The organism is uncultured Maricaulis sp., assembly GCF_947259345.1.
Classification (GTDB): domain Bacteria; phylum Pseudomonadota; class Alphaproteobacteria; order Caulobacterales; family Maricaulaceae; genus Maricaulis.
Genome location: NZ_CAMYLS010000001.1, coordinates 80,163 through 93,224 on the forward strand (window position 1 = coordinate 80,163; position 13,062 = coordinate 93,224).

The following is a 13,062-nucleotide window of genomic DNA, read 5'->3' on the forward strand; positions in this document are numbered from 1 at the left end:
TCCACCCCGATTCCAATGCGCCAGGTAGATGGGGTCGGTCGTTTAGTGCCCCGCGACCTGATCGCACGCCCTGCCGGAGCTTTGGATTGTCACATCCAACGCGCGGACAGGCTCCGCTCGCCTCCGGGCACAAGTGACTGAGCTCGCGCCTCCCGTCCCGAAAACCGAGGGCATTATGGCGCTGCGTGGAAGGGGGGCGGATAAGTTTTGTGAAAATTTCCGCTCCAAAACCGTCATCCCGGCGCAGGCCGGGACCCAGTGCGCGACGCAAGCTGTTGCCAGGCTTGGCAAAATCGCGCCTGCGAGACTGGGTCCTGACTTGCGCCGGGATGACGGTTTTTGGGTGCCAGGGCGGGGATAAGCGGAACTTGTCTCCGCCTTGCCGCTACCGCCGCCGCAAACCAAACCCATCTATCCCGGATGGCGCTGCGCACCTCCGGGATAGATGAAAAAGGGGTGGAGGCGAGGCGAAGCCCCATGCCGTCTGCGGCCTCACCACTCCGTCTTGCTCATCAAGGGCGCGGCGCCGGCGAGCGCGCGGGCGGCAAGCGCTAGTCAGGGTGGCTCGGCGTATAGGCGTGCGGGCCCATGGTGACGCCGACGAAACCGCCTGCGGTGCGGGTGGAGAGAATGGTCCCGTCGGCACCGCGCAGCAGGTTCTGCCAGCCGCCATCAGGCAGGCGATAATCAAAATCGTAGCGCGGCCCGCGGGCCGTGGCCCGGACCTCGATCATGGCGCCGTCGCCCAGATCGACCGGGGCTGTGGCGATAACGGTGCCGTCTGACGGAGTGTCGCGGCCGGCACGACGCCGTAGCTGGATGGCGAGCCCGTTCTCAGTCTGTTCGAGACCGATGAAAAACCAGTACTCGTCATTTTGAAGGACGGCGAGCCCGGCCCGCGCGCCAGTCGTGTCGGGGGTAAAGCTGAAGGCCAGCTCTGCCTGGCCGAACATGTGCTGCTGGCGTCGGCCGAAATAGGACGGGTTGGAAAAGTCACCCAGCCCGACCGGGCGCGGTTCAAGTTCCAGCGCTTCGCCGTCGAGCTGCCACCAGTTTTCGCGCGGATTGCGCATCATCATCCAGTCCGGCCCCATCTCGCTTGTGTCGAACTCGTCGACGACCGTGAAGGCCCCCGCCATCGGGGCGATGTCCGGATCGCCGGCTGGCAGGTCGGGGCGCGCGGTGGCATAGGGAATAGCCTCGCCCGGTGCTGTTATGCGTGGCCAGCCACCCTCCCAGCTCACCGGCATAAGGAAGGTCTCGCGACCGGTATTGTACTGGTCATCGCCATAGGGACGCACGGCGAGGAAGGTGGCCCACCAGTCACCGTCCGGTGTCTGCACGAGATCGGCATGGCCGGCCGAGGTGATCGGATTGGCGCGGTCGCGCGGCAGGTCACGCTGAGTGAGGACCGGATTGTTTTCGTACGCGGTGTAGGGACCCATCGGCGCGTCACCGACCAGCACGACCTGGGAATGATTCTCCGCCGTGCCGCCCTCGGCCGCCATCAGGTAATAGCGTCCGTCAACCTTGTAGATGTGCGGGCCTTCGATCCAGATCGGCTGTTCGGAAAAGTCGACGCCGCCATCGATCAGCACAATGCGCTCGCCAAACGTCTCCAGCGTTTCGAGATTGAATTCCTGGATCCAGACAGCCCGATGGCCTTCATATTCCGGTTCGCGATCCGGCGGACCGTTATTGAGGATATAGGCGCGGCCGTCATCGTCCACAAAGAGCGACGGGTCGATGGCGCCGACGAGATCGGGCAGCCAGACCGGGTCCGACCAGGGTCCGGCCGGGTCGGTGGCCGTGATCAGGAAATTGTCGCCGCAATCGACGCAGGTATTGAGGATGTAAAAGAGCCCGTCATGATATTCGATGGCTGGGGCGAACAGGCCGCGCGACAGGCCGAGCGTGCCGAAATCCATCTGGTCGGGCCGGTCGATCGCATTGCCGATCTGCTCCCAGTGGACGAGGTCGCTGGAGCGGAACACCGGCAGGCCGGGAAAATAGGCAAAGGTCGAGGTGACGAGAAAATATTCTTCACCCGCCCGCGTATTGGACGGGTCCGGATAAAAGCCTCCGAGCACCGGATTGAGGTAGGTTTCTGAATCCTGCGGGACGCCCTCATGGACCGGGTCGCCACCGGAATAGGTGAAATGCTCGAAACGGGCGGGGGTAATGCCGCCGGTCGGGGTCTCGCGCGTGTCGGCAGAGCAGGCAGCGAGTATGGCCAGGCTGACGCCCAGCAGGAGATGGCGGGTCATCACATTGGCTCCGTTTCGGCGGCGCAATTGCCGGCAATGAACTGGGCATGGTTCGGCATGTGATCCGACGAGGCCTGCATGGCCTGGCGGATCTGGGCCAGACGGCGTCGGGTCTCGTCCTCGGACAGACATTCTGCGACCGGATCAAAAGATCGCGGCTTCAGGCCCTGGCCGATCATCACGGCGAACCAGCTGGTGTCGTTGAACAGCTCGTCATTTTCCCGGAAGACCCGGCCATAGCCCTCGAAAATGCGGTATTTCTCGGCCAGACCCGGTGGGACTTGCATGGTCCGGCAATGATCCCAGAACGGCGTGTCATCCCGTGTCGTGGCGTTGTAGTGCAGGATGATGAAGTCGCGCACGCGCTCGAATTCGTCCTTGGTCCGGGCATTGAAGCGGTCAATATCGGCCTGCTCGAAGCTTTTGCGCGGGAACATCTGGAGAAGTTTGGCGATGCCGCTCTGGATCAAGTGGATCGAAGTCGATTCAAGCGGCTCCAGGAAGCCGGACGACAGACCAAGTGCCACGCAATTCTTGACCCAGGCCTTTTTGCGCCGACCCGTTACGAAGCGAAGCAGTTTTGGGTCGGCCAGCGGTTTGCCATCCAGATTGGCGAGGAGGGTTGCGGCGGCTTCGTCCTCGGAGATGTGGTTGGACGAGAAGACATAGCCATTGCCGGTGCGGTGCTGCAGCGGTATGCGCCACTGCCAGCCGGCCTCGCGCGCGGTGGCGCGGGTATAGGGCGTGATGTCGCCGACGCCTTCGCATGGAACGGCGAGCGCCCGGTCACAGGGCAGCCAGTCCGTCCAGTCCTCATATCCTGCCTTAAGCGTCTGTTCGATCAGGAGGCCGCGAAACCCCGAGCAGTCGATGAAGAGATCGCCCTCGATTCGGTCTCCATTCTCCAGCTCCACGGATTGAATGAAGCCGTCTTCGGCGCGCTGGTGCACTTGTGTGACCTTGCCTTCCACGCGCTTGACCCCTCGCTCTTCAGCAAAGCCGCGCAGGAATTTCGAGTAGAGATGGGCGTCAAAATGGAAGGCATAGGCTATCTGGCCCAGCGGTGAGGTCCCGGCATTGGCGATCGGGCGCATGAATTTCCCGTTCTCGCCGGCGACGGATTGCAGGGAATAATCGGTAATGGGGTGAGGCTCACCGAGCTGGTTCATGCGTAGCCAGAACGCATGGAAGGAGACGCCTTCCATGTTGACCCCAAACGGGCCGAAGGGGTGGAAATAGCGCTCGCCCTTGCGGCCCCAATCGACGAACTGAATCCCCAGTTTGAAGCTGCCCTTCGTGTCTCGCATAAAGCGATCCTCGTCGAGACCGAGCATGGTGTTGAAGATCTTGATCTGCGGGATGGTCGCTTCCCCGACACCGACTATGCCGATGGCGTCACTTTCAACCAGCGTGATGTTGCCATAGTCCGGGCCCAGGACCTTCCCGAGGGCTGCGGCGGTCATCCAGCCGGCGGTCCCGCCACCCACGATGACGGTCTTGCGGATACGTTGATCACTCATGTCTGTCCTCATGCGGGCGCGGCCGGCTCAGCGGCACGGCAATGGCGGTCGATGAATTCCTGGTGCTTGGGCATGCTGGCGGCGGCGCCCGCGACGGCGCGGCGCATCTGGTCGAATGCCTCGATGATGCGGTCGTCCGGGGCAGCGTCGACCAACGGGTCATAGCCTTCCGGCATGACATTCTGGCCCAGGAGGACAGCGTGCCAGCTCGCTTCCGCGAACAGCTCGTCCTCATATCGGAAGAGACGGCCCTTATGCCTGAAGAGCTCGAGCTTGTGTTGTAGCGTCTCGGGAATGTCCATGTTGCGGCAATGATCCCAAAGCGGCAGTCCGAAACGTTCATTGGCGTGGTAATGCAAAACAATGAAGTCGCGGATGTGCCGGTAGAGATACTCGGCCTGCCGATTGTATTCGGCGATGCCTGCGGGGTCGAAACTCTTGTCCGGGAAGAGCGCCATCAGTCGCGAAATTCCGGCCTGGGTGATGTGGATGGATGTGGATTCCAGCGGTTCTAGAAAGCCTGAGGCCAGACCGATCGCGACGCAATTCTTCACCCAAGCCTGTTTGCGTCGGCCGGTGGTGAAGCGAATGGGTTTGGGGTCGTTGAGCGGTTCGCCATCAAGATTATTCAGCAAGGTTCGGGTCGCCTCGTCCTCGGAGAGGTGGTCGGCTGAGTAAACCAGACCTGATCCGATCCTGTGCTGGAGGGGGATCCGCCATTGCCAGCCGGCATCGCGAGCGGTCGAGCGGGTGAAGGGTGTGAGTTCACCCGCGCTGGCCGATGACACGGCGATGGCCCTGTTGCAGGGCAACCAGTGAGTCCAGTCCTCGAAGCCGGCTTTCAGGGTTTGCTCAATCAGCAGGCCTCGGAAACCGGAGCAGTCAACAAAGAGGTCACCGCTGATTTGCGCGCCCGATTCCATTTGCACGGACTCGATGAAGCCGTCTTCGCCTCGTTGGTGGACATCGACGACCTTGCCTTCGACCCGCTTGACGCCGCGCGCCTCGCTATAGCCTCTCAGGTGACGGGCGTAGAGCGAGGCATCGAAATGATAGGCCCAGTGCAGGCTGGAGACGGGCGTTTGATGCTCACGCGGAACTGGCCCGAACCGGTTTTGCCGTGCCGCGACATCACATAGATTATAGTCGCCGAAGGGGGCGGCATGACCGAGTTGCCGACATTTCAGCCAGTACTGGTGGAATTTTACCGCATTCATATCGGCGCCATAGGCTCCGAAAGGGTGCAGGTAGGTATGACCGGGTCGAGTCCAGTCGACGAATTCGATTGCCGTCTTGATGGTGCCCTGGGTGGCGCGCAGGAAATCCCGCTCGTCGAGACCGAGCAGCTCATTGAAGTGGCGGATCGGCGGGATGGTGGCTTCGCCGACGCCGACAATCCCGATCGCCTCGGATTCAATCAGGGTGATCTTCGTGCGGCCATTGCCCACCAACCGAGACAAGGCAGCCGCGGTCATCCAGCCGGCTGATCCACCACCAACGATAACAACGTGGTCGAGCGTGTTCGGATTGATCATGCGGGACGGGCTCCGGCCTGGAGGCGCTTGAGGGCGCCGCGGTGATCGGGCAGGGATCGGGCGGTCTGATCGGCCATTTGGCGGACCTGGTTGATCCGGGCGGCCAAGGCGGCAGCATCGATGGTGTCAGCCAATGGGTCGTGCTGTCGTGGCCGGATGCCGAGCCCGAGCCAGGCTGCGACCCAAGTGGTGTCGCCGAACAGGTCGTGTTCGCGGTCCGCCACACGTCCGCGCGCCTCGAAAAGCGCGCGAGCATGGCGAAGCTCATCGGATTGCGGGGCAGAGCGTGCCGCCACCCACGCAGGTTCGGGGCGGGTTTGGCAGGACCCGACGAGGCGCGCAAGATCTCGCGCGGCAGCGCACTCCTGCGCAAACTTCTTATTGTGAGACCCGGCTTCAGCCAGCATCGCATCGTCGGACGGAAGCAAGCCGGGAAGCCGTTCGAGCGTCCGAGCCAGCAATGCGAATTCGGCGTCTGAAATCGGATCGGGCTGACACGCTGCCGCGCCGATGGCGAGGCAATTGCCGGTCCAGGGCTTCAGGTGCCGACCGAGTTCCAGACGGGTCCAGGATGTGTCGTCGCAGTCGGTCGTGTCGACGTTTGAGAACTGGCGCGTGATTGTTCTGTCCGGCAAAGGGATCTGCATCGACCAGCCGGTCGGTGTGGCGGCAATACCGGTGGCTGGCGGCAGGAGTGCCGCTGCGGGCTCGGTTCGGGTCTGTTCAAGCCGGAAGGGTGTGTCGCCACCCCAGTCCTCTTTCTCCATGCCGAGCGATGTGGCGAGGCGAGCGTCCGGGCCAGTCGCGTCGATATAGAGGTCTGCCTCATGTCGGACACCGCCATCATCGACCAGCGCGGCGATCCGGCCTTTCTCGATCTTGATCTCGGCGACGCGCCCGGTACGACTTTCAACCCCGCGCGCGAGGGCGGTATCGCGAAGTCGCCTGACATAAGCCGCGCAATCCAGGTGAAAACCGAAATCCAGCGTGGACAGGAATTGGCGCGGATCACGGCTGGGTGGCGCGAAGCGACCCAGTTCAATCGCGGCGCCGGCCAGTGAGTGGGCGGCGTAGTCGGCAAGGCCCGATCCGAGAGCCGCCAATTGGTGATGGAACTGGATGGCCCCCCAGCGGGCGCCGACCTCTCCGTGTGGCAGGATGAAGCTTTCCGCATCGGCCACAAAGCCTGTGAATGCCCGGCCCAGGCGCGCACTGGCCCCACAGCTGATCAGGATCTCCAGATCGTCCAGGCCTATGCGGGCATGCAATCGCCGCAGATTCGGCGACGCGGACAGCGCCGGCACGCAGGTCGGGCCTTCATCCTTGAGAACCGCAATACGTATGTCGGGTCGGGCGGCAAGAGCTGCGCGCAACGCCAAGGCGGTGAGCCAGCCATCCGGGCCACCGCCGACGATCAGGATGGACGTGAGAGATGTGGTCCGTGCCATCTTGGTTCTATCCCGCTGCCGCGGCGGCAGCCCGCGGCAGCGCATCGGCATGTTGCGGCATCAGGTCTGAGAGCCGGTCGAGCTCGTGGGCGAATGCGCGCATTTCACCCTTTGGGCGTCCCGGCCGCGGATCGAGACGACGAGGATGAATGTGCTGACCCAGATAGACGGCCTGCCAGCTCGGCTTCAGGAAGACGCCCTGTTCATAGTCTTCGATCAGGCCGCGCTCGCGAAAGGCTTCCATCTTCTCGGCCAGGCTGTCCGGGACCGACATGGTCTGACAGTATTGCCAGAAGGGTGTGTCGTCCCGTTCTGTGGCTTTGTAGTGAAGGATAAGGAAATCCCGGATTCGGGTGTATTCGCGATCCATGATGCGGTTGAACTCCTCCGTCTCCACCGGGTTCCATTCCCCGGTTGGAAAGAGATCCAGCAAATGCCCGATTGCGGACTGGATGAGGTGGATTGACGTCGATTCCAGCGGCTCGAGGAAACCGGACGACAGGCCGATGGCGACGCAATTGGCGTTCCATTGCCGTTTCCGTTTGCCCGCCACAAAGCGCAGCCGATTGGGCTCGCCCAGTGGTTCGCCTTCCAATTGCTCGCGCAACAGGGTCTCTGCTGCGTCATCATCCATGAACCGGCTCGCATAGACGTGGCCATTGCCAACGCGGTGCTGCAAGGGAATGCGCCATGCCCAGCCGGCGGCGAGCGCGGTGGCGCGTGTAAAGGGCGGCAAATCACCCGTCGAGCTCGACGGCATGGCGATGGCGCGATCGCAGGGCAGCCAATGGGACCAGTCTTCATAGCCGCTGGACAAGGCGCCCTCGGTGATCAGCCCGCGAAAGCCTGAACAGTCGATAAAAAAGTCGGCGTCGCGGTGTTGGCCGTCCTCGAGCGAGACCGAGCGAACGCGCCCGCTTTCACCGTCGAGCTGAACATTGTTTATCCGCCCTTCGGTACGGACCACGCCGCGCGCCTCCGCGTACGCCCGAAGGTAGCGAGCATAGAGGCCGGCATCGAACTGGAAGGCATAGGCATAGGTTGAGGCAAGATCGCGCGGGTCTGCGGCCGGTGCGCGAAAGCGATGCTTGCGGGCCATCCGGATGGCCAGCGAATAGGTGTCGAGCGGGCCGAGCGCGGCTTCGCCGCCGCCAGCCTGCCACTGGTGATGAAAATCGACCGGGTCACCCGGAACGCCAAAGGCCCCGAATGGGTGCATATAGCGGTCGCCGATGCGGCCCCAGTCGCGAAACTCGATGGCCAATTTGTAAGTCGCCTTGGTCCGCGCCATGAAATCGGCCTCGTCAATGCCGAGGCTCGCATTGAAGTAGCGTATATGGGGTATGGTCGACTCGCCGACGCCAACCGTGCCAATCGCCTCGGATTCAATCAATTCGACTTGAATCTGTTGGTTGGGGAAACGGTTGGAGAGGGCAGCTGCGGTCATCCAGCCAGCCGTCCCCCCCCCAATAATCAACACGCGATTGACTCTATTGTCTGACATTGTAACCCGGCCTCCCCGCCGATCTCCTCTGAAGCTTATCGGAGCAGATCAATCAGCGTCAACGCTCCAACCGCGTGAAATAGCAAGCAGGAATAGGGCCGTATTCATGAATTGACAACGTGGACAATTACGCTAGCGTTGCATTCGAGGAACAGGTCGGAACAAGCTTTCAATCAGTTGGCAGACGGAGGTTGCCTTGATCCGGATCTTGGATTACCGATTTCAATAATCAGACATTTGCAATATGCAAAATTAGTAGCGCTAACAAAAGCGCGTCAAAGGGGAGGAAGTCTGATGGAAAAATCACCGACGGTACCCGTGTACCTTGCGGGTCGTGGTCGCTGTCGCGGCTGGAAGACGGGCGTATCTGCTTTCGCCCTGACTGCGCTGCTTGCCGTGTCACCGACTTATGGCCAGGACGACGATACGCCGGACGATGCAGAGGAAAGTTCGTCGACGGATGTTATCCAGGTCACCGGATTCCGGTCCAGTCTGCAAACATCGCAAACGATCAAGCGCGACAGTGAAGTCGTGGTTGACTCGATTACAGCTGACGACATTGGCGCCCTGCCGGATCGCTCCGTCACCGAGGCGCTGCAGCGCGTGCCGGGGGTCTCGATTGACCGCTTCCGCGCGGGTGTCGATCCGGATCACTTCTCGATCGAAGGGTCGGGCGTTGTTGTGCGTGGTTTGACCTGGGTTCGCTCTGAACTCAACGGACGTGATACCTTCTCGGCCAATAACGGCCGCATCCTCAGCTTCTCCGACGTTCCGTCCGAACTCATGGGCGGCGTCGACGTGTTCAAGAGTCCGTCCGCGGACATGATCGAGGGCGGAATTTCCGGCACGATCAACCTGCGCACTCGCCGTCCCTTCGATGGGGCGCCGACCATCTCCGGCTCGATCGAGTCGAGCTACGGAGATTTCGCGGAGGAGTCGGCGCCGACCTATTCCGTGATGGGGTCAAATCGCTGGGATACCGGCACGAGCGGTGAGTTCGGTCTGCTGATCAACTATGTGAACTCCGAACTGATTTCCCGTTCTGACGGGCAACAGATTTCGAACTACGCCGAACGCACTCTCTATGACAACGGCGATGTCGTGGATCCGGGGGCCGGCACGCCGGTCGGCACGGTCTACTTCCCGCGCGGTGCGGCCTTCCGCTCTCAGATTTTCGAGCGTCAACGCGAAGGTCTCGGTGCGGCGGCCCAGTGGCGTTCGGAAGATCGCACGATGGAGGCCACGCTCCAGTACCTGCGCTCCGACTCGCAACAGGCCTGGACCGAGCATGCGATGGAAATCGCGACCGACAATGTCGCGTCGTCCGGCGATTCTCGTGCTGTGGCCGGGACGCAATTGACCTTCGGCCCGACCGGCCTGTTCACCTCGGGCGCGATCACGTCCGATGACAATGGTTGGCGGGCTGACCAAAACGGTGCCGACGCCCGCTCTCCTATCGGTGGTCTGCAGTCGAACAATATCCGTCGTGATGTGATGCAGAACTATCTGACCGAGGATATAGGCTTCAATTTCAAGTGGGCGCCGAATGAAAGCTGGTCTTTCAACTTCGACTTCCAGCGCGTCGAGTCCGAGGTCGATGTCATCGATATCGGTCTTTGGACCTCGACCTATCAGAACGCGGTCATTCAGATGAATGGTGACGACATCCCGTCCGTCACCTTCACCCCGCCCGGTCCTGACGGCACGCCGTGTGCCGGAGACCCGGGTACGGCAAACTGTCCGGGCTATTTCCGTCCGCCGCATGACAGTTTTTCGGACCCGTTCAATTCATTCCCCCGCGCCGCGATGGACCATCTCGAGCAAAGCGAAGGGACGCTCGATTCTTTCCGCGCCGACGGTGAGTATCACTTCAACAATCCCGATCGCTGGGCAGAATCCATCCGTTTTGGCTATCGGCATGCAAACCGCGACCAGATCACACGCTTCTCGACCTATAACTGGGGCGTGATCTCCGAGCAGTGGGGCAATGGTGGCCCTGTCTGGCTCGACGGCAATGTCGCTGGCGTTGGCAATCTTGCGGACAACTTCTCGACCTTTGCCTTCGACAACTTCATGCGTGGTGATGTGCCCGTACCGACCGGCGACCAGCCGCGACTGTTCTGGGGCGAGAACATTATCGACAACTACGCGAACATGGAGAATTTCGCCTCGACCGTCGGCACCTCATGGCGCCCCACGACGACGTGCGAAAACTGGGAACCGCTTGCCGCGCGTTGCGGCCAGATGGAGCCGGGTACGCCCTTCCTTCTGCAGGAAGTTAATCCGATCCAGGAGACCTCCGACGCTCTCTATGCGATGTTCCGCTTCGATCAGGATCTGGATAGCGGCACGCAGGTCTCCGGCAATTTTGGCCTGCGCTGGGTCAGCATGACTCGCGACACGCAGGGCTATCATTCCTTCACGGATGTGAACTTCAACACCGATGCGGAATGTGCGGCAATTCCGGCCGGTCAGACGCCGCCGAACTTCTGTCTGCTCAGTCAGGCCGAGCGGGACGCTGCCCGTAGTTTTGCGGACGGCTCGATCACGCCGAACGCGACCAGTCACGAAATGGAATACTATCTTCCGAGCTTCAACGTCGTGGCCCGGATGGAGAATGGTTGGCAGTTCCGCTTCGGCGCGTCCAAGACCATCACCATGCCGGATGTGGGCCTGACGAGGAACTACTACAACATCACCCTGCAAGGTCCGGAATTTGGTCAGAACAACGAATTCCTCGGCCCGCGCATTAGCTCGACCGTTGGCAATCCCTATCTTGACCCGATCGAGTCGATGAATTTCGACGCATCGGCCGAGTGGTATTTCGCCGATGTCGGCTCGCTGACCGTCGCGCTCTTCTACAAGCAGCTCGACAATGTCATCACGAACGGCACCGACCGTCTGTCCTTCACCAATAACGGAGCGACTTTCGACGGGATCGTGACCACGCCGTCGAATTCCCCGGAACAGGGTACGGTCAAGGGCTTCGAGCTCGCCTACCAGCAGACCTATGACTTCCTGCCGGGCCCGTTGTCGAACCTGGGCATGAACGCAAGCTACACCTATGTCGACAGTGAAGGGGTGGTTCAGTCCACGCTCTCCGCGACCGACCCGGATGTGGCGGCCGGCCGGGTGGCGAATATCGACACCAGCCTGCTTCCGCTTCAGGGCCTGTCCGAACACACATTCAACGTGTCCGGCTTCTATGAATCGGATCGACTGGCGTTGCGCCTTGCCTACGCTTGGCGTTCCGACTTCGTGGTGACCGTTCGTGATGTGATCGTGCCGTTCGCACCGATCGTGCAGGAGAGTGGTGGTCAGCTCGATGGCTCCGCCTTCTTCTCGATCAATGACAATATCCGTGTCGGGGTGCAGGGTGTGAACCTGCTCAACCAGGTCACACGCACCAGCCAGGTCCTGAATGACGACCTGCTGACCGCGCCGCGCTCCTGGTTCATGAATGACCGTCGGGTCACCTTCATCCTGCGGGCAACCTACTAGGTTGGCCCAATAATTGGGGGGCGCAGGAACGGTTCGCCGTCCCTGCGCCCCTTTTTTCTTGCGTGAATGACAAACCCGGAGGGGTCCATGGTCAAAGCCATCAATCGACGTGAGGCACTTCTTCTCGCTGCCGGCGGTTTGGCCGCCTGTTCCGCTCCGAACGTCCTGGCAGACGAGTCGCGGTCCCTTCATAGACTGGCCCAGGCCAAGGGCATGCGCTTCGGGACTGCGGTCGGCATGGGGCAGGCGGGGACCTTGACGGGTGCATTCGGCGATCCGGACTATCGCGCTCTTATCGAGCGTGAATGCGGCATCTTGGTCCATGAGAATGCCCTTAAATGGTATGTACTTCGCCCTGACGCCGACACCTATTTCTATGACCCGGCCGACCGGCTGGTGGATTTTGCCAGCGAGCAAAACATGGCGGTGCGCGGCCATACCCTGCTCTGGAACCGGGAAGAATACTCGCCAGCCTGGGTCAATAATTACAACTTCGGGAGCCGTCCGGGGGCGGAGGCGGAACGCCTCGTGGTCGACCATGTTCGCGCGATTGTTGCGCGCTATCGTGGCCGGATCACCTCCTGGGATGTGATCAATGAAACCATTGATCCGTCGACCGGACGCCTGCGCGAAACCTCGCTGACACGCCACCTCGGAGAAAACATCATAGACATCGCCTACCACGCGACCCGTGAGGCCGATCCGGACGGCGAGATTGTCTATAATGATTATATGAGCTGGGAAGCCGGCCATGAAACCCATCAGGAAGGCGTACTGCGTCTTCTCGAAGGCATGGTTGAGCGCGGCGTCCCGATCGACGCGCTTGGCGTGCAGAGCCATATCGGTTCGGGCAATTACGATACGTCCGTCGGTTTCGACACAGCCCGCGACGACCATTGGCGGGGCTTTCTGGATCAGGTTACCGGCCTCGGCCTAGACCTTGCCATCACCGAGTTCGACGTCCACGACAAGAATCTGCCCTATGACATCGAGAGCCGGGATCAGGCAGTAGCCGAACTGGCGCGCCGCTATCTCGATCTGATGTTCAGCTACCCCCAGACACGGGATGTCCTCGTCTGGGGGCTCTCGGATCGCTATTCCTGGCTTCAGAATGTCTGGCCGCGGAGCGATGGTGCGGCCAAGCGGCCGACGCCTTATGATGCCGATTTCCGGGCGAAACCGTTGCGCGCTGCAATTGCGGCAGCGTTCGAGGCTGCGGCGCCTCGCGGTTGATACGGGGTAATTTCCGGCGCGTTCGGAGGCAAAACCGAACCAGCAGGTGCAATC

Annotated in this window: 7 protein-coding genes; 2 read left to right on the forward strand and 5 right to left on the reverse strand. The window is 61.5% G+C overall.

Features of this window, described 5'->3' with window-relative positions:
- Nucleotides 1-551 precede the first annotated feature (551 nt).
- Genes Q0X62_RS00335 through Q0X62_RS00355 form a run of 5 tightly spaced genes read right to left on the reverse strand, consistent with a single transcriptional unit; the run spans nt 552 to nt 8,274 of the window.
- Nucleotides 552-2,267: a glycoside hydrolase family 43 protein gene (locus tag Q0X62_RS00335; protein ID WP_297730394.1), complete on the reverse strand. Its 1,716-nt coding sequence runs from the start codon at nt 2,265-2,267 to the stop codon at nt 552-554.
- Entirely contained in the window at nt 2,267-3,787 is a 1,521-nt protein-coding gene (locus Q0X62_RS00340) for a tryptophan halogenase family protein (protein ID WP_297730396.1), read from the reverse strand. The genes Q0X62_RS00335 and Q0X62_RS00340 overlap by 1 nt, the downstream gene beginning before the upstream one ends.
- 8 nt (nt 3,788-3,795) lie before the next feature.
- Nucleotides 3,796-5,322 (reverse strand): tryptophan halogenase family protein, encoded by a 1,527-nt coding sequence (locus Q0X62_RS00345; RefSeq protein ID WP_297730398.1) that lies wholly within the window; start codon nt 5,320-5,322, stop codon nt 3,796-3,798.
- Nucleotides 5,319-6,770, reverse strand: coding sequence for an FAD-dependent oxidoreductase (locus Q0X62_RS00350; RefSeq protein WP_297730400.1), 1,452 nt, complete (start codon nt 6,768-6,770; stop codon nt 5,319-5,321). The genes Q0X62_RS00345 and Q0X62_RS00350 overlap by 4 nt, the downstream gene beginning before the upstream one ends.
- A 7-nt stretch (nt 6,771-6,777) precedes the next feature.
- Nucleotides 6,778-8,274, reverse strand: a complete 1,497-nt coding sequence (locus Q0X62_RS00355; RefSeq protein ID WP_297730402.1) for a tryptophan halogenase family protein — start codon at nt 8,272-8,274, stop codon at nt 6,778-6,780.
- A gap of 294 nt (nt 8,275-8,568) precedes the next feature.
- On the opposite strand from Q0X62_RS00355, the gene Q0X62_RS00360 reads away from it, so the two are divergent.
- Nucleotides 8,569-11,775 (forward strand): TonB-dependent receptor, encoded by a 3,207-nt coding sequence (locus Q0X62_RS00360; RefSeq protein ID WP_297730404.1) that lies wholly within the window; start codon nt 8,569-8,571, stop codon nt 11,773-11,775.
- An 87-nt stretch (nt 11,776-11,862) separates the two neighbouring features.
- A complete protein-coding gene (locus tag Q0X62_RS00365) occupies nt 11,863-13,008 on the forward strand; it encodes an endo-1,4-beta-xylanase (RefSeq protein ID WP_297730406.1) in 1,146 nt (381 codons plus the stop codon).
- Nucleotides 13,009-13,062 lie beyond the last annotated feature (54 nt).